This window comes from Mycobacterium sp. SP-6446 (assembly GCF_001954045.1).
In the GTDB taxonomy this organism is placed as follows: Bacteria; Actinomycetota; Actinomycetes; order Mycobacteriales; family Mycobacteriaceae; genus Mycobacterium.
On the sequence record NZ_MBEM01000097.1, the window covers coordinates 1 to 25,729 of the forward strand.

Annotated in this window: 22 protein-coding genes; 11 read left to right on the plus strand and 11 right to left on the minus strand. The window is 65.0% G+C overall.

The annotated features are described in order from the left end of the window. From A5736_RS07785 to A5736_RS07800, 3 genes are all read right to left on the minus strand, one after another. On the minus strand, positions 1 to 6,599 hold a 6,599-nt coding region (locus A5736_RS07785), incomplete at its 3' end, for a BTAD domain-containing putative transcriptional regulator (RefSeq protein WP_254848318.1). Positions 6,600 to 7,219: 620 nt separating this feature from the next. Continuing rightward, a complete protein-coding gene (locus A5736_RS07795) occupies positions 7,220 to 7,519 on the minus strand; it encodes a ferredoxin (RefSeq protein WP_076122526.1) in 300 nt (99 codons plus the stop codon). Then, entirely contained in the window at positions 7,516 to 8,817 is a 1,302-nt protein-coding gene (locus A5736_RS07800; protein WP_076245452.1) for an NADH-ubiquinone oxidoreductase-F iron-sulfur binding region domain-containing protein, read from the minus strand. Before A5736_RS07800 ends, A5736_RS07795 begins: the two co-directional genes overlap by 4 nt. A gap of 36 nt (positions 8,818 to 8,853) precedes the next feature. Here A5736_RS07800 and A5736_RS07805 point away from each other — a divergent pair, with 36 nt between their 5' ends. Continuing rightward, the gene (locus A5736_RS07805) at positions 8,854 to 9,327 is read left to right on the plus strand and encodes a hypothetical protein (RefSeq protein ID WP_076245454.1); all 474 of its coding nucleotides are present in this window, start codon (positions 8,854 to 8,856) and stop codon (positions 9,325 to 9,327) included. Positions 9,328 to 9,332: 5 nt separating this feature from the next. Here A5736_RS07805 and A5736_RS07810 read toward each other — a convergent pair whose 3' ends face one another. The 7 genes from A5736_RS07810 to A5736_RS07840 form a co-directional block, all read right to left on the minus strand. Beyond that, a complete protein-coding gene (locus A5736_RS07810; protein WP_076122523.1) occupies positions 9,333 to 10,199 on the minus strand; it encodes an alpha/beta fold hydrolase in 867 nt (288 codons plus the stop codon). Between the two features lie 15 nt (positions 10,200 to 10,214). After that, positions 10,215 to 10,613: a Rieske 2Fe-2S domain-containing protein gene (locus A5736_RS07815; protein WP_076059019.1), complete on the minus strand. Its 399-nt coding sequence runs from the start codon at positions 10,611 to 10,613 to the stop codon at positions 10,215 to 10,217. A 1-nt stretch (position 10,614) separates the two neighbouring features. Then, the gene (locus tag A5736_RS07820; RefSeq protein WP_076122522.1) at positions 10,615 to 11,760 is read right to left on the minus strand and encodes an amidohydrolase family protein; all 1,146 of its coding nucleotides are present in this window, start codon (positions 11,758 to 11,760) and stop codon (positions 10,615 to 10,617) included. Between the two features lie 37 nt (positions 11,761 to 11,797). Next, positions 11,798 to 12,889, minus strand: coding sequence for an amidohydrolase family protein (locus A5736_RS07825; RefSeq protein ID WP_076245455.1), 1,092 nt, complete (start codon positions 12,887 to 12,889; stop codon positions 11,798 to 11,800). 241 nt (positions 12,890 to 13,130) lie between these two features. Continuing rightward, the gene (locus A5736_RS07830) at positions 13,131 to 14,036 is read right to left on the minus strand and encodes an NAD(P)-dependent oxidoreductase (RefSeq protein WP_076245457.1); all 906 of its coding nucleotides are present in this window, start codon (positions 14,034 to 14,036) and stop codon (positions 13,131 to 13,133) included. Then, on the minus strand, positions 14,033 to 14,422 hold the full coding sequence (locus tag A5736_RS07835; RefSeq protein ID WP_076245459.1) for a carboxymuconolactone decarboxylase family protein: 390 nt from the start codon (positions 14,420 to 14,422) through the stop codon (positions 14,033 to 14,035). Before A5736_RS07835 ends, A5736_RS07830 begins: the two co-directional genes overlap by 4 nt. A gap of 17 nt (positions 14,423 to 14,439) precedes the next feature. Continuing rightward, positions 14,440 to 15,867, minus strand: a complete 1,428-nt coding sequence (locus A5736_RS07840; RefSeq protein WP_076245460.1) for an aldehyde dehydrogenase family protein — start codon at positions 15,865 to 15,867, stop codon at positions 14,440 to 14,442. Between the two features lie 63 nt (positions 15,868 to 15,930). On the opposite strand from A5736_RS07840, the gene A5736_RS07845 reads away from it, so the two are divergent. From A5736_RS07845 to A5736_RS07890, 10 genes are all read left to right on the plus strand, one after another. Further along, on the plus strand, positions 15,931 to 16,563 hold the full coding sequence (locus A5736_RS07845) for a TetR/AcrR family transcriptional regulator (protein ID WP_233147954.1): 633 nt from the start codon (positions 15,931 to 15,933) through the stop codon (positions 16,561 to 16,563). A 12-nt stretch (positions 16,564 to 16,575) separates the two neighbouring features. Next, positions 16,576 to 17,322: an alpha/beta fold hydrolase gene (locus A5736_RS07850; protein ID WP_076122517.1), complete on the plus strand. Its 747-nt coding sequence runs from the start codon at positions 16,576 to 16,578 to the stop codon at positions 17,320 to 17,322. Positions 17,323 to 17,403: 81 nt separating this feature from the next. Further along, positions 17,404 to 18,012, plus strand: coding sequence for a TetR/AcrR family transcriptional regulator (locus tag A5736_RS07855; protein ID WP_076245462.1), 609 nt, complete (start codon positions 17,404 to 17,406; stop codon positions 18,010 to 18,012). A 348-nt stretch (positions 18,013 to 18,360) separates the two neighbouring features. Beyond that, entirely contained in the window at positions 18,361 to 19,026 is a 666-nt protein-coding gene (locus tag A5736_RS07860) for a hypothetical protein (RefSeq protein ID WP_175611225.1), read from the plus strand. Positions 19,027 to 19,036: 10 nt separating this feature from the next. After that, complete coding sequence (locus A5736_RS07865) at positions 19,037 to 19,486, plus strand: hypothetical protein (RefSeq protein WP_076245464.1); 450 nt, start codon at positions 19,037 to 19,039, stop codon at positions 19,484 to 19,486. An 80-nt stretch (positions 19,487 to 19,566) separates the two neighbouring features. Further along, entirely contained in the window at positions 19,567 to 20,913 is a 1,347-nt protein-coding gene (locus A5736_RS07870; protein WP_076122513.1) for a hypothetical protein, read from the plus strand. Then, positions 20,910 to 22,292 (plus strand): acyl-CoA reductase, encoded by a 1,383-nt coding sequence (locus A5736_RS07875; RefSeq protein ID WP_076245465.1) that lies wholly within the window; start codon positions 20,910 to 20,912, stop codon positions 22,290 to 22,292. Before A5736_RS07870 ends, A5736_RS07875 begins: the two co-directional genes overlap by 4 nt. 10 nt (positions 22,293 to 22,302) lie before the next feature. Next, positions 22,303 to 22,956 carry a nitroreductase family protein gene (locus A5736_RS07880; RefSeq protein ID WP_076245467.1) on the plus strand — a complete coding sequence of 218 codons (654 nt, stop codon included), beginning with the start codon at positions 22,303 to 22,305 and terminating at the stop codon, positions 22,954 to 22,956. Between the two features lie 114 nt (positions 22,957 to 23,070). After that, positions 23,071 to 24,069: an acyl-CoA dehydrogenase family protein gene (locus A5736_RS07885; protein WP_076245469.1), complete on the plus strand. Its 999-nt coding sequence runs from the start codon at positions 23,071 to 23,073 to the stop codon at positions 24,067 to 24,069. Then, positions 24,053 to 25,228, plus strand: a complete 1,176-nt coding sequence (locus tag A5736_RS07890; RefSeq protein ID WP_076122509.1) for an acyl-CoA dehydrogenase family protein — start codon at positions 24,053 to 24,055, stop codon at positions 25,226 to 25,228. The genes A5736_RS07885 and A5736_RS07890 overlap by 17 nt, the downstream gene beginning before the upstream one ends. Positions 25,229 to 25,241: 13 nt before the next feature. Here A5736_RS07890 and A5736_RS07895 read toward each other — a convergent pair whose 3' ends face one another. Continuing rightward, positions 25,242 to 25,685, minus strand: coding sequence for a hypothetical protein (locus A5736_RS07895; RefSeq protein WP_076122508.1), 444 nt, complete (start codon positions 25,683 to 25,685; stop codon positions 25,242 to 25,244). Between the last annotated feature and the right edge of the window lie 44 nt (positions 25,686 to 25,729).

Sequence of the window (25,729 nt, forward strand, 5' to 3'; positions counted from 1 at the left end):
GCGTTCTCCAGGCGTCGCGCCGTTCGGCTTAGCTGTTCGAACCTGACGACCGCGGCATCGAGGTCCGTCTCGTCGAATAGCTCACTGCGGCTGACCTTGTCACCGCTGACTAAGAGGACTACGACACCGCGCCACTCGGCATTGAAGCCCTCTCGCGATGTTTCCTGCGCGGCGTAGGTGAGGACTGCTCCGCCGCGGTTTAGACAATGCACAGTCTCGACATAGGTCGTGATGTCTTGATCAGAGTCCAACCCGGCGCTGATGTATGCGACTAGGTCATCGGGACCCATCGCAACCTCCCGTCGGTGGTCGACGTTGACCCAGTCTGGCGTCGTTGGTGGCTGCTCGTGTCGATTGATTGCTGCGTAGCTCGCTGCGATCACCGACCATGTCTGCGCATACGGTGCCGCTTCGCCGGCGATGTACCGTGCGTCGAGTTCTGCGACGGCGGCGTCGAAGTCGTCGAGATTGAACAGGATGCGGGCCGCGAACCGTTCATCGGCGTCGAGCTCGAGAACGTCGAGGGCGACTACTTGGAACCCATCAGCCCCTTCGTCTCGGCCAAGACCGTCAATACGACTGAGCACGAGGTGTTCGCCTCGGGTCGCCACGGCCGATGTCGTAATGTCAATCCCAACCTCGGCAATCGCCGACATCTCGGCAACCAGTGCATCTGGCCCTTGCCGAACGCCCGAGTTAATTGGGTGGCGACGGTCCTCGCTCAATATGTTGTCGGCGTACAGCTCCTTTACCCCGGGCCAGTCTCGGGCCGCGAAGCACACCTTGAAACGCTCGTACATCCGGCTGGCCGCATTTTCCAGCCGCCTCGGTACGGGCCGGTTGAGCTCTTCAAATCGCGCAAGCGCGGCGTCTACGTCTCTCTCATCGAACATCTCGGAGCGATTGATCACGTCACCGTCGACAGTGATCAGAATCGCTTCCCTCCACTCGGCATCTAAGCCCTCTTGCGGGCCTCCGCGCACCACGTGTGTGATGACAGCTCCCACGTCGGTCAGCTGATGGATGCGCTCGATGTAGGTAGAAATGTGTTGGTCGAGCTCCCACCCGGAGCGGACATATGCAATCAAGTCGCCGGGCGCGAATCTCGCCCCTCGGCGGTGGTCGATGCTCGCGAAGTCAGTTGTCGTTGCAGCGATCTCATGTCGGTTGAGTGCGGCATAGGCGTCCGTGATGATCGACCAGGTGCGCGTATGGGTAGCTCCTTCGCCGGCAAGGTATCGGGCGTCGAGCTCGGCGATCGCGTCGTCGAAATCGTCAAGATCGAACACGACAACTGCCGCGATTCGCTCTTCGGCATCAACCTCGATGATGGAGAGGGCATCGTTTTCAATCGCCTCGGGGTCGCGGCCAGAGACGCGAACCCGTGTGAGTGCGAGAAGTCCTCCGCGGGTTGCCAGGACGCCCACCATGGCCATCGTGAAGCCGACATCGGCGGTCGCCTGCGCATCTCTGATGTTGGCATCTCGCCCATGGAGGATCCCGGCGTTCACCACTCGTCGGCGATCATCGACGGAGACGTTTTCGGCCGTTATTTGAGCCACGGCGTGCCAGTCGTCGACCGCAACGTACGAATAGAGGCGCTCGAATACGCGGCTTGCGGTGTTTTCCAGTTTTGATGCGGGCCGGTCGAGCTCTTCGAACCGCGCAATCGCGGCATCGAGGTCGTCCTCATCGAATACTTCGCAGCGGCTGAGCATTTCGCCTTCCACCGTTACAACCGTGATCACCCGCCACTCCGCGTCGACGCCCTCTTGTGAGGTCTCATGCGATGCGTTGGTGATGACGGCTCCGACATCATTCAGCCGATGGACAGCCTCGATGGAGTGCCTGATATCAGTAGTGAGTTTCCACACGGCATCGAGTAGCGCCGGCATTTCACCGGACGCAAACGATGTTCCCCGGCGGTGGTAGATGTTCACCCAACTCGGCGTCGTCGGAGGCAGTTCGCGCCGATTGAGCGCGGCGTAGGCCCCCGTGATTACCGACCAAGTGCGCACGTGCGCGGACGCCTCGCCTGCGAGATATCGGGCGTCGAGCTCGGCGATGGCGGCATCGAAGTCGTTAGGGTCGAACGCAATGTACGCCGCGATCCGCCTGTCGGCACCAACCTCGGCGATGCGGATCAACTCGGTGTGGAACGCCTCGGGCCGCTGGTCTCGGCCCGTGTAGAGGGTGCGAAGGAGGGCGAGGCGCTCGCCGCGGATCGCAAGGACGTCTGACGTCATGTTCTTGATACCGACGTCGGCGATCGCGCGTAGCTCCGCGAGTTCGGTAGCGCGGTTATTCCCTTCTCGCCGGAGTCCTCGACGTCGGTCTTCGACGCGGATGTCGTCGGCGAGCAGCGCACCCACGTCGTCCCAACGCCTTTCGGCAAAGAGCATGTTGAAGCGATAATCAGCTCGACTCGCGGCGTTCTCGAGCGGGGCTCGAGGGTGTTCCTCCTCGAATCGGGCATGCGCGGCGTCGAGCTCAGCCATCGCAGCGTCGACGTCTTCGATGTCGAAGAACACTTGTAGAGCGATTCGACCTTCGGTATCGATCCCATATAGCTGGAGGAATTCGTCCTGCGCCGCCCCGGGGCTCAGATCTTCAGTCCCAACTTCCAATCGGCTGAGAGCCAAGCGCTCGCCTCGTACAGCGATAACTACCTGACGAACCCCCCCGCTCATCTCGGTAAGACGTCTCGCCTCGCGCGGCCAGTCGCCCGACGGAAGATCGCTCTGGGTGAACCGGACTATCTTCCGGCGACTCTCGACGAAGACGTCGGGCGCGTACAACGCCTCGTACGCGTCCCAGGCCTGGGCGTAGAAGGCAGCCTCTATCTGGCCCAGTACTCGGACGCAATCATTGGCGGGCTCCACGGTCGGTGGTGCGGGTGGCGTCGGGATGGACGGGACCGCCTGTTCACCGAGAACGCGCCGCGCCCTCTCGGCAAGTGCCGCAGCGCCTTTTCGTTCGTAAAGGTCCGCTGCCCGCTCGGCTGCGGCACGCGCACCAGCAGCGTCGCCGGCAGCGCCCAAAACTGTTGCGAGCGTTAGGCAGGCGTCGCCATGGTCGACCAATGCGTCGGTTCGCTCGGCCAGGCTGACAGCAGCCTCGGCGGCGCGCCGGGCCTCATCGTGCTTGCCCCGGCGCGCCAGCAGATGCGCCCGAAGCGTACGCCAGGCTATCGACGCCTTGAGCGCACTGCCCGCGAGACGTTCACTCTCCGTGCACAATTCGTCGGCTTCGGCGTCTCGGTCGAGCACGAGACAAGCGCGACCCAACAACGCGGCGGTCTCGGCGGTGCAGACGTCGATGCCCATGCGACGAAAGCCGTTGTAGGCCTTACGTAGATGCGGCTCGGCCGCGACCGGATCGTCCACGACCAGCTCGACGATGCCAGCAAACTGCTCGACCTCGAGGAGGGCATGGCGCAGACCCAGTTCGCTGACCGTGCGCCTGGCCGAGTCGATCATCCGTCGGGCGGCGGCGGCGCGTCCGCGGAAGGCCTCCAACACGGCCTGGCATCGCGTCGACGTCGCTTCGACCGCGGGCGAGTCGGTCGTGATTCGCAGTAGGCGCACGACGTCCAGACACCGCCCGCCCGCGCGCGGGACCGGGTTAGGCCCCCACAGCGCGGCCAGTGGCGCATTCGCCAGCACTGCATTGACGCGTCGGTGTTCACTTGCGCGCCGCGCCGCCGTAAGAGCGTCATCCAGGGCGATTTCGGCGTCGCCGATTCTTCCGAGACGCGCGAGGCATCCGGCACGGACGGTGTGAGCGCTCGCTTCCCCTGCGGCGTCGTCTAGTTCGGCCAGTTTGTCGGCGGCCGCGCTCACCGCAGCCTCGACCTCTTCCAGTCGCTCGGGATGGGTAAGCATCGACAGCTGGCCGTCAAAGCACGTCGCCCACGCCGCTAGCCGGGCCGAATCGACTGTCGCTCCCTGCAATTGAGAGACCGCACCAGCCGCCGAAGCCACGTCGCCGGCGGCCAGCAGAGCCTCGCAGCGCGCGATCAGTAGCTCGGCGGTCTGGTCGTCGCGGTCGGGCAGCTCGTCGTCGATCTCCTCGAGCGCGTGCAGGGCCCGATCGTAAAGGTCGGCGGCCCCTTCGTAGGCGAGCCGAGTCATCGCCTGATCCGCCGCCCGCCGGCAGTACTCGACGGCCTTGGCAGCGTTTCCCGCCCATGCACATTCGAAGTAGTGGTGAGCGAGTTCGGCCAGCAGCTCGTCGTCGGCGCCGGGCTCGCTCTCCAGCGTGGTGGCGATCCGCTGGTGCAGCCGCATGCGCCGAACCGACGGCAACTCGGCGAGCAGCGATTGCCGAACAATGGCGTGGTTGAACCGGTAGCGCCCGCCAGGCTCTTCGATGACAATTCCGGCCTTGCATGCCTCGTCCAACGCGTCGACGAGGTCCTCGCCCACAACGCTTTCGACCAAGTCCAACGCGAACCGGCTGCCGACGACCGCGGCTGCGGCAAGGGCCTTGTTCGTCTCCGGTGCAAGCCGCGACAGGCGGCGACTCACGGCCTCGCGAACCCCCTGCGGCAGGGTGCTCTGGTCCCACCGGCCACCACTCTCGTCGACGTGGCGCAATGCCTCGATGAGGAAGAAGGGGTTGCCGCCGGTGACCGAGGCCAATGCCCGGGCCAGCTCTTCGTCGTCGTAGCCGGCCTCGGCGACGTACGCGCTCACGTCGTCCTCGTCGAGGCCGCCGAGCTGAAGGCGGTTCGCGGTGCCGTCGCGGTGTAGGTCGGCGAGCATCGCCGCCAGGGGATGGGAGCGGTCGAGGTCGGTGCTGCGATACGTGGCGACGATCTGCACGCGGGCGTGCTCGCCGAAACGCAGGAGATGGCGCAGTAGGAGCAGCGTGGGTTTGGCTGCCCAATGAAGGTCATCGAGGATCAGGATGATGGGTGCGCCGGCAGACGCGATTCCCAGTAGCGCCACGACGGCGTCGAAAAGTGCGTAGCGCTCGGTGTCCGGATCGGCGCGGGTGGGCGTGGCCAGGTCGGGCAAGACATCGGACAGCCCGGGGACGAGTGCGAGCAATGCCTCTACCCCGCGCAACCCTTGAAGCCCACCGGTGCCGAGGCATGGCACCAGGGAGCGCAGCGCCTCGGCGAACGGCTGGTACGGCGCACCCAGGTCCTCGTCGCACCGGCCGTAAATCACCAGGGCGCCTTGGTCATAGGCCTGGCGCGACCATTCGCCGGCCAGACGTGTCTTGCCGACGCCGGGTTCACCGGCGATCAGCACCGCGTTCGTGCCACCGGCAAGTGCGGCTTGCCACGCGGTGAAAAGCCGCTCCAACTCGCGTCCGCGTCCGACGAACGGGCCCGGGCCGGCGAGCACCGCGGGGAGGCTTGGGCGCTTGACGGGCACATCGGTTGGGACCGGCGGATGTTGAGTTTCGGCGATTTCCAGCCGGAGCTCAAAGACGTGTTCCGGACGAGCGAGGTTGCGTAGCTCGCGCATCCCGAGGTCGGCGAGCACAACGTCATCGGCAAGCGAGTCGATGACGAGTTCGGCGGTCGCACCGGAGCACAGGATCTGGCCACCCACGGCCAGTGACCGCAGCCGCGCCGCGCGGTTGACCGCCCGGCCGAAGTAGTCGCCGTCGCGAAGCTCGGCCTCCCCGGTGTGTAACGCCACGCGGATCCGCATGGGCTCCCGCAAGGCCCACGGCTCCTGGACAATCGCCTCTTGCAGCTCGATAGCGGCAGATGCTGCCGCTGAGGGTCGCTCGAAGACCGAGAAGGTGGCATCGCCCTCGCCGCGCGTCTTGATCAGCCGCCCGCCGCGGGACGTGACGACCTGTTCGACGAGTTCGTCGTGCCTTGCCAGCGCGACGGCCATGGCGTCGGCCTCTGCCTCCCAGGCCGCCGTCGACCCCTCGATGTCGGTCAGCAGGAACGTCACGGCGCGCATCATCACCGAAGGTTGTTGTGCCGCAGGGATTTCCAGCGAAGTGTCCTGCGCGACGATCGCGGCCTCGAGTCGACGCAAGTCCGGCCCGGGATCGACCCCCAGTTCGTCCGCGAGCAGCGCCCGGGCCCGCTGATAGGCGCCCAGGGCTTCGCCTTGCCTACCGGCCCGGTACAGGGCGAGCATCAGTTGGCCCCAACGCCGCTCGCGCAGCGGCGCATCGGCCACCGCGGCCTCGAGCTCGCCAACGATCTCCGCGGCGCGGCCCGTTGCGAGCAGCGCGTCGGCTCGATCCTCCACGAGCGCTGCGTGGCCCTCGATCCACCGCGTCTTCTCGGACGTTCCGCGCCTGCCATCGGGCAATTCGGGGATTCCGCGCCAGAGGGCGAGCGCCTCCTCGAAGCGGGCCACGGCTTGGCTGATGTCGCCGGCGGCAGCGGCATCGCGCCCGAGTCGCGCGGCGGCCTTGTAGCGCGCGACGTCGACCTCGCTGTCGGAGAGGGCCCAACCCGCGCCCTGGGTCAAGATGAAGCCGTCGCCCAGGGTGCGACGGAGCGAGGAGATGTGGGTCTGTAGGGCCTTGGCCGCGGTGCGAGGCGGATCCTCGCCCCAGAGCAGCTCAACGAGGGTGTCGGCCGAGACAACGGAAGCGCTGTGCAACCCGAGCATCGTGAGGATGGCACGAGGTTTGGCGCCCGGGACAGCGACGGGCGCTCCATGTTGCCGGACCTGGAGAGGTCCCAAAACCCCCAGCTCCACCGTTGAAAGCGTACTCACATCAGCCATCGTTGGTGGGGCGATTCAATGCATGGTCAAGATCGAGTAAAGGCGCCGCGCGCGGCTAGCTAGCTAACTGTTGGGAAGGGGCTCAGAGCGGCACCCAGGCCCCGCCTATGACAATGCCCCACCGCTGGAAGCCGTTACTCCACACCGGGTCCGTCTTCGCCCACGGCGGCGTTGGCGGAGGCGGGGGCACGTCCGGCGGCGCATACATGGGCGCGTAGGGCGGCGGAGCTCTGTACCAGTCGGGCACGGGCGGTGGCATCTTGCACTCTAGGGTCGTGGGATTCCGCGACATGTTGGGGGCGCATTCCGCCGCGGCGATCCCCGGCCTCGTGAGCACCGCAGTCGCAATCAACACGAACACAACCGCGATAGCGGCGGCCATACGGCGAGCAAACCGGATCATGGCAGGCCTCCCAGAGGGACCATCCCGAAGTTGGGTTGCTTCAGCCTATGCCTTGCACGCTGGCAGAACCAGGGCGTGTCCGTGACTTTCCTCCGCTAGGTCACCGCGTGAAACCCCATTGGGCTTCGTTCGATTCGGTTTTGACATGCGGGGCGGGATCCTCGTCCGACTCGGCGTGGAACGGGTGGGGGACGCTGGGTGTGCGATCACCGATCTCGGTGATGGCGTGGACCGGGCAGTCGAGGAGCGCGCGCTTGACGGCGTCGTGGTCCGACTCGGCCACGGTGCCATCGCCGATGAGCGACGCGTAGCCCCAGTCGTCCAACGAGAAGTAGCCCGGCGCGTGCTTGGCGCAGATGCCGAAGCCGTCGCAGACGGTGCGGTCCAAACGAATCTTCATGCCTGCCTCGCAGCCTCCGCCTCGTAGGGCCGGTCGAAGCGGAACGGGTGACTCCGGCAGTCCTGGCACGCCCCGTCGAGATGGCGCGCAACGTCGTCCGGGAATTGCTTGAGCAGCGTGGCGGCAACGTTGGTGGCAGCGTCCAACGTGGCGCATGCCCCGCGTCCGCGCAACACCACCGACCAGCGGCGCAATCGGTCGACGTCTTCGATGGTCGCGGCGCCGTCCCGCAGCGCCCCGGCCGCGGCGGCCATCGCGGCCGTCCCGTTGAAACACGACCCGCATTGGTCGGCGTTTTCGCGGTCGAAGTAGGCCAGGACCGACGCCGCCACGGCGACCGGGCAGTCGTCGGTGATCACCGTGATCGCTCCGCAGCCCAGGCCGCTGCCGAAGCGTCGCATCGTCTCGTGATCCAGCGTCGTCTCCAGCACGTCGCGGTTGAGGAAACCCGCAAAATAGCCGCCCAACAGCGCCCCTCGCACCTGGTCGGGCGAAACGCCGTGCAGCGCAAGTAGTTCGGTGAAGGGCATGCCGTGGGGGAGCTCATAGAGGGCCGGGCCCCGGCCGGCACCGGTAATGGTAGCCAGGAAGGTGCCCGTGGACAGCGGGGTGCCCTGCGAGCGGAACGCCGCCGAACCGTGGCGCTGCAGATAAGGCAGATTCGCCAGGGTCTCGACATTGCTCACCAGCGTGGGCCGCCCGCCCACACCCGATTCGAACGGTCGCGGAGGCTTGTCCGTCGGCTTGGCCGGGCCGCCGTTGAGCACACGAACCGCCGCGGTCTCCTCGCCGGCCACGTAGCCGGGCTGCACCGTGATCAAGTCGACGGTGACGCGGCCGAACGCGCCAGGGTCGACATCGCCCAGCGCGGCTTGGACACTCTGCGCCGACTCCGGGTCGGACACGTACATATATGCGCGGTCCGCGGCAACGATCGCCGCGGCCAATCGCAATCCGTCCAGAACCAGGTGTGGGCGGCTGCGCAGCAGCCATCGGTCCTTGACCGAAGCCGGTTCTCCCTCTTCGCCATTGGCGACGACGACCGTGCCGCCGGCCTGGCTCCCGTTGTCGCGCACCGTGCGCAACTTCACCGCCAGCGGGAAAGCGGCACCGCCGCGGCCGACCAGCCCACTGGACTCGACCTCGGCCAGCAATTGCTCCGCGTCGGCAAGCGGGGGATAACCGCCGAGACGCTGATACGACGTGAGGTCTTCGCGTCCGGGTTGTTCGCCCAGTAGCCGGGGTTGGCATCCGGGTGCGCTGGCGGTGGTGATGTTGGTGGATTGGGCGGTGTTCACTGCAGGCCTGCCGTCGTCTTAGTTAGGCTTGCGCACATGCGGACTGCGGTGGTGCGCGTGAACGTCGACCCGGGAAGTGTGCTCACGCCCGCGCAATTAGAAGACGGCATGAACGAACTCCTCGGGCTCGGTGACGAGATCGGTGCCCGTGTGGTCGAAAACAATCTCGCGGCCATGCCGGCCAACCGCCGTGAGGTCGAGCTGCTCATTGCGGCCGACGACGTCGACGCGGCACAGCAGGCCGCAATGGGCCTGTGCGCCAAGGCGTTCAGCACCGCTCCTGCCCTCGGCGTGGTCACCTTCGTCAGCCGGGGAACCGACGACGACGCCCGCGGCGTGCTGGCTGGGTTCGGACTCACCGGCGAAATCGCCCGCGTTCCAGGCGATGACGGCTTCGACATCGTCTATGTGACGCTGCGCGAGGACGACCTCGAGCGCATCCCGGAGAGCCGGATCCACACGGCGCTCGAGGCGTCGCTCAACTGTGAGGTCCATATTCGCACCGAGTAAACGCATCAGCTGCCCAGGAATTCGAGGATCGCGGGCGCTGCCTGCACCCAGGTGTCGAACATGTTGAAGTGCGAAACCTTGCCGGCTGCGCGTTCTTCGGACGCACGCTCCCAGGCATCCTCCGGCCAGGGCGGATCGATCAGTTTGGAGCCCTTGATCAGGCAGCTGACTTCCAGCGACGTCCGTTTGGGATGATCCCAGTCATTCTCGCCGCCGCGAATGATCAAGGTGGGCACCTGGATTCGTTCGAACATCTCGTCCTCGACGCCCGGGATGGTCTGGCCCGGCTTGGAGACGAACGCGTTGAGCCAGCGCAGCATCACCTTGAGGAACTCGTCCTTGTCAAAATCGAGGAATCGCTGCTTGTTAGCCGGGTTCTCTTCGATGCGGTCTTGCCACTCAGAAACCTTGATCACGCCGTCCATGCCGGTTCCGCGCGCGGCCAGAATGCTGGGAATGATGTAGAAGGACCCCAGTACGAAGGTGCCGTAGATGCCGCCGACGATGTTCCACACCACCAGCTTCTCGACCATCTCCGGGTAGAGCATCGTCGTGAGCATGGAATCCCTTGCGCCACCCGAGCCGCCGGCGATGATGCACCGCTTCACACCGAGCGCGCCCAGCAGGCCGTGCAGGGTCTCGGCGCGCATGTGCGACTCGCTTTGTCCGTAGAACTGCACGTCGGAAGCGCCGCAGTTGGGCCGGTCCCACAGCAGTACCCGGTAGCCTCCCGCGACCAGCGCTTCGGCGAGCGGACGCAGACCGGGGATCTCCTTGCTGAACCGCCCGCCCGGCGTCAGGACGATGAGATCGCCTGAGTCACCGAGGATTTCGTAGACTACGTTCCCACCGTTCACCTCGATAGAAGACACGCGACTCTCCTGTAGTTACGCCATCACCAGAACGTCGTTGCCGACGACACGCACCGGGTAGGTGCGGATGCTCCACTCCGGCTTGACCGCGGTCGTGCCGGTAGCCAGCTCGAAACCCCATTGGTGCCAAGGGCAATAGATGTACTCCAGGTCTCGCACCATGACCGCGTCACCGGGGGCGGTCTCGTCGACGATGGTCCGGCCGCGCGGGCGCCCCGAGCACAGCGGTCCGCCCTGATGTGGGCAGTAGTTCGCAATCGCGTAGAACGTTCCGTTGACGTTGTAGACACCCACGCCGTGGCGCCCGATCGGCACCAGCTTGTGGGTGCCCGGAGGGATCTCGTCTACTGTCGCGACAACATGCTCGCGGCCCTGGGCAAGGCGGGGCTCGGGCCGCTTGGTCTCTTCCGCCAATTCAGAGCACCCGGACTTGGCCCTCGAGGACCGGCACCGTCTCCGGCAGGTGATATGTCGCTATGCCGTTCTTGTACATCACCGCATCCCGCGCCGCCTTGGGAAGGTGCTTGACCAGCCAGCGCGGGTCATCGAATGTCCAGTGCGGGTAGTCCGAGGAGTACAGCAGGATCTTGTCGCACTCCATCCACTCCATCGCGCGGGTCAGCTCGGTCTTGTCTTCCGGGTAGTCCAGTGGCTGGGTGGTGAATTTGATGTGCTCTTTGACGTAGTCCGACGGCTTGCGCTTGATGTCGACCCGCGACTTGCGTGCTTCGTAGATGGCGTCCATACGCCACATCAGCGGCAGGATCCAGGTGAACGCGTGCTCGACGAACACGATCCGCAGCGTCGGGAACCGGTCGAAGACGCCGTCGAAGACAAGGCTCATCACCTGGTTCGCGGCCAAGAGCGAGTAGGTCACCATGAAGTCGTGGTTGTAGCTGGGGAAACCCACCGGCGGGGTCGGCAGCATCTCGTAATTGCTGCGCGACAGGTGACAACTCACGGTGATGTCGTGCTTGGTGGCCGCCTCCCAGATCGGGTTGTACTTCGGGTGACCCCATGACGGCCGCGGCTCGGCCTTGATCAGGATCTGCGCCATGTACGGGTGCCCGGCCCACGTCTCGATCTCGCGGGCCGCGCCCTCGGGATCCTCGACCGCCGCGCAGATCGAACCGCGCCAGCGCTCGTGCCAGTTGTTGTGGCTGTCCAGCCAGTGATTCGCCTGCCAGTGATTGAGAGCGGTCGAATAAGCCTGATGCGCCTCGGCCAGCCGCGGCGTGCGGCCGCCGGGCTCCAGGATCGCGATGTCGGAACCCGCTTCCATGATCAGCTGGCGGAAGGCCATGTCCGGGTCGCTGCCGGGGAATTCGCCATCGGGCGGGAAGGTGTCGGTGCGCATCGCGAAGCTGTGCGCGTAGTCGGGAGCGTCGTAGTAGATCAGCTCGCCGACCCGGTGGTCGAGGAAAAACTTGCTGCGCCAGGGCTCGGGTATGTACTGGGTGATCTCGCCCCGTTTGGGCACCGGGTGGACGTCCGAGTCCACGCACCGGACGGCTATGCGCTCGGCGGCGGGAACACGTTCCTGCGTATGGGTCAACGTCATTTCGAACTCCTCAGTCTCCCTCGCTTCTATTCTGCGACTAGCCCGCTGCCAGGTCGACAGAAACGTCGATCCCGTACAGGTTGGCCGCGTTGCGCCAGCACAACTTCTCGCGCTGTTCGGCGGACAGCGCTTTGGGCAGCTTCGTGACGTCGCCGCACTGCCAGTGCGGATAGCTGGATCCGAACATCACCATGTCTTCCTTGCCGGTGAAGCCGAACCACTCACCGGCGAACTCGGTGTCGCCCGGACCGTCGAGGGCGCCCTGGACGAAATACACGTGACCAGGGAGGTAGTCGCTGGGAATCCGTGGCGCCCACGGCGTCTGTTCCAGGTGCGGTCGGCCGAAGGTGTCCATCCGCCAGATGAACGGCGTCAGGAAGTCCGCGGCGCCGTCCGCCCAGACGAACTTGAGGCCTGCAAAGCGCTCGAATACGCCCTCGGCGATCATGTTCATCAGGTGATACACGTAATTGAGCGCCATGAAGCTGACGTACTGCTCATAGGTCAGCGTGTGCCCGGACGGCGTAGGCGGAAACCCGATGCCCTCGCCCGATTCGATATGCACCGCCACCGGCAGGTTCGCGTCGGCGGCCGCTTCCCACAGCGGCCAGAACTGCGGCTTGCCGTAGAGCTCGCGGGACTGCAGCGGAACGCCGATCTGGACCACGCGCGGGTTCCCGCGCCATTTCTCGATCTCACGCAGAGCGCCGGCGATGTCGTCGGGATTGACCCGGATAGTGCCGCGGAAGCGGTCACCGAACTCGGTGTGCTCGAGCCAGCGCGAGACCATCATCTCGTTGTGCGCGGCATGCAGTGCACTGCCCAAATGCCGGTCGGGCATGATGCCGCGCCCCATCGGATGCAGGACCGCAACGTCGACGCCGCGCTTCGAAAACAGTTCGTGGGCAACGAATTCCGGATCCGATCCCGGGTACTGCCGATCCGGTCCCTCCGTGTTCGGCGCGTACTCGCCGCCGGGTGACCCGTACCAGTCCATCTCGTAGTCGGGAAAACCGCGGCTCTTGAACGGCTCACGCAGGAACGAGCGCAGATCTTTGTTGGACGGAAAGAAGATGTGCACGCTGGCGTCGATCACCGGCATGCGGGTTCCGTCAGCGTGCTCGATCACGGAAGCCGCCCCTCGGCTTCCGGTAGCCAAAGCGAGTGGAGATCAGTCATATGATAGATAACCTAACATTCTGATCGGCCGTCGATCAATGCATTTCCGGTAAGCGTTTCGGTTAAACATCGCCGCTGGTAGTTGGCTGTTTTTTGACCAGGCGGGCAAGTATCGTTCTTCAACGAGGATAATACCATTCTCCCACTCGTCGGCGAACGCCGCTCGCGGCGTCGAAGTTGCCGGGGGCGGCCTAGTCCGGCGTCGCGTCGGCCGGGCCGACGGTGACGCCGGCGGCCTTCTCCAGCGGTTTGATCACCGTCGTGAAATCGGACTCGGGACCCTGATCTCGCGCGGTCGTTTCCCAGAGCCGGCCGATCGTTTCGGCAACGTCGGCCGGCACGCCAAGCGCCTTGGCTTCGTCGAGGTAGAGCCGCACATCCTTGAGCATCAGCCCGGTGGCGAACCCGTAGTCGAACGTTCGCGGCAGGACGGCGCGGGGGAACTTGTCGCGACTTGCGCTGGTCGCACCCGAACCCGCGTTGAGCACCTCGATCATCACGCTGGGGTCGAGACCGGCCTTGACGCCCATCACGACGACTTCCGACGTCGCGGCCAAGACGTTGGCGGCCAGGATGTTGTTGACGAGCTTCATCGTCTGCGCCGAGCCCGGTTTGTCGCCGATGTAGAACGGCCGGCCGATCGCCTCGAGTGCCGTTCGTATGACGTCGAATTCGCTGCGCGGGCCGGAAACCATGACGGCAAGCGCTCCCTTTTCGGCTCCGCCGACCCCGCCGCTGACGGGGCTGTCGATCGCAACGATGTTCCGTTCGGCCAGTCGGTCATGGATTCGCACGGCCGTCTGGCTCCCGACGGTTGACAGGTCGACGTAGCGTCTGATCCGCGCACCCTCAATCACTCCTTGCGCGCCCGTCGCGACTTCGAGTGACGCGGCGGGAGTGGGAAGGCTGGCCATCACCGTCTCGGTCCGGTCGGCGACCTCTTTGACCGACGACGCGGCTCGGGCCCCGAGCGCGACAACGCGGTCGAGCGCGTCGCCGCGAGTGTCGAAGGCGACGACGTCGTGATGCTCCTGGAGAATCCGACGAGCCATGGGAAAACCCATGTTGCCCAGCCCGACGAACCCGATCTGCGTCATTGTGCCGAGGTGTTGTCGAGTTCGGCGAACGCTTCGCCGGCGATCCGAAAGCTGTCGACGGCGGCCGGCATGCCGGCGTAGATGGCGACCTGTAGAAAGATCTCGCGGATCTCCTCGCGACTGACGCCGTTGGTGAGCGCCGCCTTGACGTGGGTTCGCAATTCGTTCGGTCGGTTGAGCACCGAGATCATCGCCAAGTTGAGCATGCTGCGGGTCTTGCGGGGCAGCTGTTCGCGGCCCCACACCGCTCCCCAGCAGTATTCGGTGAGGAGATCCTGCAGGGGTTTGGTGAAGTCATCGGCGCCCGCCAATGCTTGGTTGACATACTCCTCGCCCAGTACTGCGGAGCGAATCTCCAACCCGCGCCGGTAGGTGTCGCGGTCCAATGGTGTTCTCCTTTACCTCATTCCAGGCGCACAACGACTGTCTTGGTGGTCGTGAACGTGTCGAGCGCTTGGTAACCCTTCTCGCGGCCGTACCCGGATTTCTTGAAGCCCCCGAACGGCAGCTCCACGCCGCCGCCGGCGCCGTAGGTGTTGACGTAGACCTGCCCCGCCTGGATCTCGGCCGCGAGCCGATGGGCGCGAGAAAGGTCGGTGGTCCACACCGCGGCGATCAACCCATACTGCGTGCCGTTGGCCAGGCTGATTGCCTCATCCTCGCCGAAGAATCTGTTGACGGCGAGCACGGGACCAAAGATCTCCTCCTGCGCGATCGGCGAGGTGGGATCGACGTCGGCGATCACGGTCGGAGCAAAATATGCACCGTCGGCGAGCTGCGCGTTCTCTGGAGGTCCTCCACCACAAAGGATTTCACCCTTGACGTCGCCGCCGAGCATCGATTGCACCCGCCGTTGCTGCTTGCGCGAGATCAACGGTCCGAGGTCGCGGTCCTCGATGCCCGGTCCAATCGTTGCCGACTTCATGAGCCGGCAGACCGTGTCCACCAAGGCGTCGTGAATCGAATCATGCACCAGCAGCCGCGAGCCGGCCGAGCAGGTTTGACCGGCGTTCTGCAGGATGGCCTTCACGATCGACTTGCCGGCGCGTTCCAGATGCGCATCGGGAAAAACGATTTGCGGCGATTTCCCGCCCAGTTCCAGGGTCGTCGGCACCACCCGATCGGCCGCGGCGTGCGCGACCACCGAGCCGACCTCAGTCGACCCGACAAAGCCCAGATGGTCGACGTCGGGGTGTGCCGTCAGCGCGGCGCCGGCTTCGGAACCGATTCCGGTCACCACGTTGAACACGCCATGCGGCAGACCGGCCTGAACCGCAAGCCGCGCCAATTCCACTGCGGTGCGCGGTGTTTCATCCGCCGGTTTGACCACCGCGCAATTACCCACCGCAATCGCCGGAGCCACGGCGCGGGCCAGCAATTGCATCGGGTAGTTCCAGGCGATGATGTGGCCGGTGACGCCGAAAGGTTCGTGTCGGGTATACGCGTGCAGATCCGTTGACAGCGGGATGGTTTGGCCATAGTAGCTGTCGATCGCGTGGCCGTAGAAACGGAAGTATCGAGCGGCGACCGTCGCGTCCGCGCGCGCCTGGCTCAACGGCTTTCCGGTGTCCTCGCTTTCGATCCGCGCCAACCGCTCGTGATCTTCGCCGATCAGATCGGCGATCCGCGTCAGCAGCGTCGCGCGTTCTTCCGGTGAAACGCTCCGCCAGCGTTGCTGGGCCACGCGCGCCGCCGTCACCGCGCGATCGACTTCGTGTGTGCCGCCGCGCGCTACCGGACCCAGCGACCGGCCGGTAGCGGGATCGATGTTGTCGTACAGGTCCGCCGAGGCAACCGATTCGCCATCGATGAACGACTGTGTGATGGTCACGGTGACCCCTGACTGTGTGTCGCCAACGATTATTTATACGACACTGTATATATACTTCCCATCGTGGTGACAACGACTCGACGCGGACGGCCGACCCAGGCCGAAGCCAAGAAGCTGCACCAGAAGTTGCGCAAGGCCGCGGTGGCGACCTTCGTCAAGTATGGCTATGACGGGGCCACCATGGACGCGATCGCCCGAGCGGCCGGCATCACGCGGCGAACCCTATATGCTCGCTATCCCGACAAGCGCGCGGTCTTCGTCGACGTCATTCCCTGGGCGCTGACGCGTAGGACCGAGCGCGACGCCGACAACGACATCGACGAGAGCGATCTGCGCGCCTCCCTGATTGCACTCGGCCGGGCCGGACTCGCGCGCGCCATCGACCCGGACATCGTGCGTTTGACGCGGATTGCGATGAGCGAATCGGCGCGGTTTCCCGAGTTCGCGGTCAGCGCGCACTCGATGTTGTGGTCGCCACGCCACCGGCAGGTCATGGATCTGCTGCGACGGCACCAGGAGAGCGGAAGCATCGAGGTGGACGACCTCGAGTTAACCGCGGGGCATTTCATTGCGATGATCGAGCATCTACCCGCGCGACTGGCCGACTGCGGCATCTACCGCAGCGCCGATGAGGAGGAGCGCCACTTGCAACACGCCGTCGATTTGTTCCTGCGCGGCGTCCAGCCCCGCGACTGAGGTCTCCCCGCAATGGCATTGCCCGGTCTTGTGCTGGTGCACGGCGGCGCACACGCCGCCGATTGCTGGGATCTGACCGTTGCCGAATTGGCCAGGCAGGCGCCTGAATTGCGGGTCCTCGCGATTGATCTACCCGGGCGCGCCGGCAGGCCGGCGAATTTGGCGACCGTCACCGTCAGCGACTGGGTGAACTCCGCCGTGGCCGATATCGAGGAGGCCGGGCTGGACGACGTGGTGGTCGTTGGGCATTCGATGGCGGGACTCACCGTCCCGGGCATCGTCGCCAAGCTCGGGGCGACGCGCGTGCGCGAGATGATCCTGCTGGCGGCGTTCGTCCCACCGCAGCGAAAGTCGATCGTGGACACGCTGCGCGGACCGCTTGCCCCGCTGGCGCGATCGGCGCGCTGGATCGAAAGAAGGTCCTTCCCAATGCCTCCCGCCCTGGCGCGCTACGCATTCTGCAATGGGATGACGCGTGAGCAGCGAAGGTTAACGCTGTCGCGGCTGTGCATGGAATCGCCGAGTGTGATCTTCGAGCCGGCCGATCGCAGCGAGCTGCCCGCTGACGTTCCGCGGACATGGATCATGACACTGGATGACCGAGCGCTGTCGGTGCGGCAGCAGCTGTACGCGATCAAATCACTCGGCGGCGTCGACACCATGATTTGCCTTGACGGCTGCCACGACGTGATGTTCTCCGACCCCGCGCGCCTGGCCGCCATCTTGGCGCGACGTTGCCGAGCGCGCGCAGACCACTAGGACACCGCGCCCTCCGATCGGTCCATTTTCGCTGAAATATGTCATTGACATCTGTCAGTGAAGAGCTCACGATATTAAGCAATGACTACCGATGCGAAGCCGCGCGGGCGCCAGGCGCAGCGACTCGAGACGCGCCAGCGCGTCTACGACGCTGCGCTGGTCGAGTTCAAACGGGTGGGCGTGGCGGATGCCGATATCGGCGCCATCATCGCCGCAGCGGGCATCGCCCGCGGGACCTTCTACTTTCACTTCCCCACCAAGGAGCACGTGCTCGAGGAAGTCGAGCGCAAGTTGGTCTCTCGGCTCGCCGGCGACTTGGGCAGCTTCGTCGAGTCCGAGCACGACGTGTGGTCGACCATGTCGGAGGTGGTGCGCCTCGTGGTGGCGGCGGAATCCCGACTTGGCACAAGGCTATTCAGGGACGTTCTGGCGTTACATTTTTCGCAGACTCGCCCGCCAGGATTCGGTAAGCCCACCGAACATCCTCTGGTTGCACTCGTCGCTCAGCAGATCAGGCGGGCGCAGCAGGAGGGTGCGGCCCATCCGGATGCCAACCCCGAGAGCAGTGCGCTCTTCTTCTTGCTGGGGTTCTACGCGCTGCTCGTCACCCACCACGACTCCAAGGCCGCCCGCAGCCGATTGCTCGACGAGTTTGTCGCGAGCGCACGCCGGGGTCTAGAGGCCCGGTAGACCGACCGGGGTTCATCGAACGATTGGAGGTTCAACCGTGTGGCAGGAACTGGTGTCGCTCGCCCTCGGATGGGGCGGAGCCGCTGCGCTGGTTGGCTTTTGGTACTACGTGATGCGCGGCATCGGCACCTTCTGATGAAAGGAGACCGCCCGTGAACCAACGAGAGCGCCAGCGAAAGCGGGCACTTATCGTCTTCCAGATCTTCATCTATGGCTACCTGCTACTCATGTTCGGCATCCAACTATCGATGTGGGCGACCCGGAACTGGTAGGAGAAACGTGAATTCGCCACTGATCAACCACCTTTCCGGTAGCGGAAAGGACAGGGCCGCCGCAACCGTCCCGTCGATGTCACTGGATGACCACCTCGAGCAGAGTCGCTCGGCACAACGCCGCGCCGATAAATGGCTCATTGCCGGGACGCTGCTGATGGGGGCCAACGTTCCCGGCATCTTCGGCCTACCCGTGTTCCTCTACGGCCTGGCGTTGCTTCGACGGGCGTCGAGATCGGGCCTGTCGGTGCGCCCGATCATGGTCACCTTGATCGGCTACCTGGTGATACTCGATGCGGGTCTCAACCTGCAGGGCTGGATCCTCGACATGGTCGCCAACCACACGCTCATCTACCGCGTCCTATATACGGGGTGGGGCAACGCTTTCGACGCCGGATACTTCTGGCACTACAACCAGCTTTGGATCGGTGGGGCAACCGCACCGGGCGAGAAGGGTTGGGAAGTTACGTGCATCCTGACCGTGTTTCCGATGCGGATCGCCGCGGCCATAGCCTTCCTGCAGATGAAGCGTTGGGGCCACCAGTGGCTGCTGGTGACCTGTTGGTTCGGCGTAGTGATCTGGGTCGGCTACGTGATGAACATGACCGTGTACGCCGACGTTCGTTATGCCGGGGTGGTTTTCCCGGTCTTGGGGTGGTGGATCTACGACATCATGTACATCACCCCGTTCCTCGCGATTCCGTATCTGCACACCGTCAATCGTGAAATCTTTTCCGATTAAGGAGAATCCGATGAGCACATCAGAGACCAGGTCGCAGGATGCAGGCGCGGCCGACGATCTAGCGGCGGGAACCGCGAAAGACTATGTGCGCCTGCACAAGTGGTTGCGCCGTGGCATCATGGTGTGCCTGGTCGGGCTTGTCATCGAGGGCGCGTTCACGTTGCCATTCCTGGCGATCTGGTACGGCTATCCGACCCTGAGCTTCCGCGATATCTGCAGCGAGCTGATGAAGGTGCGCTACAACAACGAGTCGCTGGAATGTCAGTACCCATACCCCTTCCCCGGCCCACCCATCAATGGCGCACCCGAAGGGGCGGGCATCACTACCGCCAAGGACACGTGGGGAATCCAACCCGTGCCGGAATACCCGCGGCTCGGCTTCCGTGAGCTGGTCAGAATCCACGACCAACGCATTGCCCGGCAGCAAGCTCAGCGCACCGCTGCGACCGCGCATCCATGACCCGGTAGCCGAGGGCGAGGCACCTCGGGCAATAATATACAATCATGTGTACTTAATGCCGCGTCGAAGAGGAGTCACGGATGACATCTGCAATTCAGCGGCTGGTGGAGTTGGTCGGGGCCAATGACTGCTTTGACATTCCTCCCGTCGATCTGTTGCCTCTGCAGCTGGCGGCGGCCAACGAGCGGCTGCAGAGTCAGGCCGCGAGCATTCCGCTCCTGGCCAACCGCGCGGAATCGGGCGGGATAAGAACCATCAAACAGCCCGCCGACCTGGTGCCCCTGCTCTTCGCCCACACCACCTACAAGACCTACGCGGAGGGATGGCTCAACGAGCGGCGGTGGGACCGGATGGGACAGTGGCTGGCTACCGTGTCAACCCGTGCCGTCGAGGGCCTCGACACCGACGGCGTGCAGACACTCGACGACTGGATCGAGCAGCTCGAGACTGTTGGCCACTACTTGTCGTGCTCCAGCGGCACCACCGGGAAGCCGGCCATGCTGTCCTGCACCGAGGGGGACATCGAACTCTCGGCGCGGATCAACATCGAGGCGCTCTTGTGGGCAACCGGGCTCACCCGCGGCGAGGACCGCAAATTCCTGGGCCTGGGGCCACAATTCGCCGCCCCGCGCGAGGACGCGATCCGGCAGGCCATGGTCGATTGCTTCTCGTCGCGGTACCCGCCTTACCAATTCGGCGACGGCGAGCCGATCACCGTCGGGTCGATGGTGGACATGATCACGTTGCGACGCAAGCTGGCCGATGGCACCGCGCGCCCCAATGAGATCGTCGAATTCGAACGCATCGCCGCACAACGGGCGAGCGATATGGATACCTCCGCGAAAAAGGCGATCGACGCGGTGATCGACGCCCGCGACCTGCCCCTGTTGGCGACGGGTATGTTCGCCACCCTCTATCAGATCGCCGAAGGCATCCGCGCCAACGGCCACGGCGGTGACGATTTCAATCCCAACAACGCGATGATGGTCGCCGGAGGCCTCAAAGGTGCTGCGCTACCAGAGAATTACCGCGAATACGTGCTGGAGACGTTCAACGTCGCCGAGGAGCGGCTATACCACGCGTACAGCATGCGCGAGATCAATGCGACGTTCCCGCTCTGCCATGCCGATCGATACCACATATCGCCCTGGGTGATATTGCTGCCGCTGGACGCCACCGGCGAGAAATTGCTCGATCCCGGTAACGGTGAGATCGACGCCCGAGCAGCCTTTTTCGACGCGTCGATTGAAGGCCGCTGGGGCGGGGTGATCAGCGGAGACCGGGTCAGTGTCAGCCTCGCCCGGTGCCCATGCGGTCATCAGGGCCCGACCGTGGGTCGCGACATCACCCGCTACGCCGACCTGCCGGGCGGTGACAAGATCACCTGCGCGGGCAGCATCGACGCCTACGTGCGAGGGATCGCATGACCGCGCTGTCGGCTCCGCATTTCGTGCAGGGCGCCTTGGTTGAAGGTGACGCCATTCGCCACCGATCACGCGATCTCGGCGCTGACTTCGTCACGCCCGCAATCGATCTCGACGCCCTCGTGTTGCCACGGTCGCAGCTGCCGCCACTGCTCGATGTGAAGCTGGCCGAGATCATCGACTTCCTGGTCGAGACCGGCGAACGCCTGCACTTGGATCGCAACCCGCACCTTCAGGAGTGCCTCGAACTGATCGCGGCCACCAATCCGTTGCCGCGGCGCGTCGTGGAGAACCTGTACCGCCAGGCCCCCAATTTCCTGAACAGGCAGCTGCTGGAAAGCATCGTCGATTCGAACTTTGCCAACCGGGAGGCGCTCGACGGCTGGGTCGAGCGCGTCGACATATACGGCAACAAGGGCGCGGTCCGTGCCTTCCCGCCACGGATGGTGCACATGCTGGCGGGCAATGCCCCATCGGGATGCGTGTCATCGATCGCGCAGGGTGCGCTGGTCAAGGCGGTCAACCTCTTCAAGATGCCCTCGAGCGACCCGTTCACGACGGTGGCCGTGCTGCGCACAATGGCGGAAATCGATCCGAAACACCCTGTTGTGCGGTCGATGTCGGCGGTTTACTGGCAGGGCGGGGACACCGCGATCGAACGCGCCCTGTACCGGCCGCAGTACTTCGACAAGATCGTCGCCTGGGGCGGCGGCGAGGCAATCAACAACGTGATCGGATACCTGGGGCCCGGTATCCAGTTGATCTCGTTCGACCCGAAATCCTCGATCTCGATGATCGGTCATGAGGCATTCGACTCCGAGGACCGGATGGCTGAGGTGGCCGAGCGCCTGGCCGCCGACACGACGGTGTTCAACCAGGAGGCCTGCCTGGCCAGCCGCTATGCCTTCGTGGAAGCCCAAGGGCCCCAGGTGGAATCGTTCTGCGCCAGGCTTGCCGAGCGCCTAGGCGTCGACCGTGAGTTCGCATCGGCCGGCGGGCCGCCGCTATCGGCCGAACGCCGCGAAGAACTCCAGGTGATGGAGGCGATGGGCGACTTGAAGATCTGGGGCGGCTTCGATGGCCGCGGCCTGGTAATCCTGTCGGATCGCCCGGTGGAGTTCCAGCCGACCAACAAGACGTCGAACGTCGTGACGGTCGATTCGCTCGATAAAGCGGTCCGCTACGTCAACGTCGCCACTCAAACCATCGGCGTTTACCCCTACGAGCGCAAGGCGCAGCTGCGGGATTGGATGGCCAGCGCGGGGGCTCAACGCCTGTGCCGCTTGGGAACTGCGAACGCGCACGTTCTGGGCAGTCCGCACGATGCCATGTATCCACTGCAGCGATTCGTCCATTGGATGGGCGACGACGACATCGCATAGGTTGTCAACCATGACGGGAGCAAGCAGCGACATCTGGGAAGTGATGTCGACCGCCAGGACGATCCGACGCTTCACCGACCAACCGGTCGACGACGCCACGCTGGCCCGGTGCCTCGAAGCGGCAAGGTGGGCGCCGTCGGGCGCCAACGCGCAAGGCTGGCGCTTCGTCGTGCTGCGATCACCCGAGCAGCGGGCCGCCGTTGCAAAGGCCGCGGCCCACGCGTTGGAAGTCATCGAGCCGGTATACGGGATGACCCGGCCAGCCGCCGACGACAACAGCCGTCGGGCTCGCACCTACCGCGCGACCTACGAATTGCACGACCGAGCAGGCGAATTCACCTCGGTCCTGTTCGCCCAACAGCACTATCCGACGGCGTCTGAACTCCTGCTCGGCGGTTCGATCTTTCCCGCCATGCAGAACTTTCTGCTCGCCGCCCGCGCGCAAGGTTTGGGGGCATGCCTTACCAGCTGGGCTTCGTACGGCGGCGAGCAACTGCTGCGGAAAGCCGTCGGCATACCGGACGACTGGATGGTTGCCGGCCACATCGTGGTGGGCTGGCCGAAGGGCAAGCACGGACCGCTTCGCCGCCGCCCGCTTGCTGAGTTCGTGAACCTCGATCACTGGAACGAGCCGGCGGCCGGCCTGGTCGCCGCGGTGACCTAGCCCCCGAAGGCATTGCCGCGCATTTGGTGACGTCATACGCCATTTTCGAGATTACTACTTTCGGAAGAGAGAATGGTATTCTCGCGATTGCGGTGACGACAGGAGGCTGCCCGGATGCTCTTGGAACTCGATGCTGATCAGCGGCTGTGGCAAAGCACGGTGCGCGATGTCGTCGCCAAGCAGTGCCCGCCGTCGCTGGTGCGCAGCGTGGCCGAAAACGGCGTGGATCCGAGCCCGTTGTGGAAGTCGTATGTCGACCAGGGCTGGACGGAGCTGAATGACCCAGCCGGGACGGTGGAGCTGGCGATCGTGCTCGAAGAGTTGGGCCGCGCGACCGATCCCACCCCGTTCCTGGCGACGATGAGTCAGTTCGCGCCGCTGGCAGCGGACCGGTTTGACCCGCACGAGTCGGGCACCGCGGTGCACGGCGGGGTGTCGGCGCACCGGGACGCCGACGGCTGGGTGTTGGACGGCACGGCACGGCACGTCCTCGACGGCGATCGCGTCGACCGGCTGGCGGTGGTCACCGATGCCGGGGTGTTCCTGGTGGCGGGAAATCAGGTATCCGTTCGGCGCTCTTCGGTTTTCGACCCGGTGCTGCATGTCGCCGACCTGTCCTTCGGCGGTGTTCGGGTATCCGACGACGACCGGTTGACTGTTGACCCCGAGCGTGCCCATCATGTTGCGTTGGCGGGCATGGCAATTCACATCGTCGGCGCCTGCCAGCGCATCCTGGATCTGGTCCTCGAGCACGTCCGCAGCCGGCACCAATTCGGCGTGCCGATCGGTTCGTTCCAGGCCGTCCAGCACAAGTGCGCCGACATGCATGTCGCCGTGGAACGCGCCCGCGCGCTCGCTTACTTTGCCGCACTGACGATCTCGGCCGACGATCCCCGGCGCCGGCTGGCCGCCGCCATGGCCAAAGCGTCGGCAGGGGAGTGCCAGTCGCTGGTATTTCGGCACGGCCTGCAGCTGCACGGCGCAATGGGATTCACCTGGGAGAACGACTTGCAGTTCGCGCTCAAGCGGGCCAAAGCGGGCGAGCTCATGCTCGGCGGCGCGGCGGAACATCGGGCGCGGATCGCTGAGGAATATCGTGCAGCTGACTTTTGATCCCGACGTCGAAGCGTTTCGGGCGGAGTTCGCGGCATTCCTCGACGAGAACCTGCCTCCCGCAATCGAAACCATGGAGCGTCCCCGTTCCGTTTCGCATATGCCGCAGTGGGCACGGCGCTGGCAGCGGTTGCTGTTCGACAACGGCTGGCTGCTACCCGGTCAGCCCCCCGAATTCGGCGGGCGCAACGCGACGGTTATTCAGCAATTCGTCCACCTCGAGGAACTATGCCGGCGGCGGATCTACCACAGCTTCAACCCGCAGGGCGTGAATATCATTGCGGCATCGCTGTTAACGTTCGGCAGCGACGAGCAGAAGCGGCGATGGGCAGTACCGATCCTGCGCGCCGAGATCACCGCCTCGCTCGGCATGAGCGAGCCCAGCGCCGGCTCCGATCTGGCGTCGCTACGAACCCGCGCGGTGCTCGACGGCGATCATTTCGTGGTCAACGGACAGAAGGTGTGGACCTCCGGTGCCCACGACGCCGACGTGTTGTTGACGTTTGTCCGCACCAACCCGGACGCGCCAAAACACAAGGGCATCAGCGCATTGCTGATCCCGACCGACACCCCGGGCGTCGTGCGGCGGCCATTCCCGTCGATCTGCGCGGCCGACGACCTGGATTTCAACGAGGTGTTCTTCACCGACGTGCGGGTGCCGGCCGAAAACCTGGTCGGCGAGCTCGATCAGGGATGGCGGGTTGCGAACGGATCGCTCGGGCACGAACGCACCATGATGTGGCTGGGTTTCGCCGACCGGTTGGATAACGTGATTGCCGATTTCTATCCCAGGACCGAGCTCGAACGCGACCAGTACGCCACCACCATCATGGACAAGCAGGCGCTGCGGCTGCTGGGATCCGTGGCCTTGGCTCGCGCGGCCCGCGGTGAAGACGACGTCGCCGCGATATCCGTGCTCAAGCTCCTCGGCTCCGAAGCGGAGCTGCGCGCAACCGAACACGCCCTGTCCGCCGCCGGATCCGACGGGCTCATCCACCCCGGCCAGACCGGCCCGTACGCGCCGATGAACCTCGACCACTACTTCGCCAGCTGGTTCGAGCGTTACGCCCGAAGCTTTTCCGGCACGATCGCCGGGGGCACATCGGAGATCCAGCGCAACATCATCGCCCAGCGCGTGCTAGGGCTGCCGCGCGGCTAACGCCAGCGGTCGGCTACCACCGCACGAGCGAGAAGGGGTAGGTGTTCGTGCCCCCGGGCCCGCCGCCGCAGCCGGTGTCGTACGTGGAGACGACCTGGCCGCCAAGTGAGAGCTGATCCCACGTATACACGTCGTGCGACGGGAAGAACTGCACCACGCAGCGCACGCCATCGGGCACGTCGACGGTCATAGTGTATTGGCCGTTGGACAGGTGAGCGTCTGCTTTCCAGGGGGCCGCTTGGCCGTTGGGTTGCGGTATCCCTTGGATGGTTAGGCATCCCGGCGCTTTAGAAATGCACGGGCTAATCGCCCAAATCCAGCTGTGGCCGGGATCCCGGTTTGTGTCCAATCTGTAGTTGCCGACCTGCATGTCAGCCTGGGCTGTCGGCGCAAGAGCCAGCGCGGCAGTGGCAAGCGCAACGCCAATTGCAAAACTCTTCACGGATGCGTCTCCCATCTCTGCGCACGCGCTTGGGGCTGAATATAACGCGGGGCCACGCT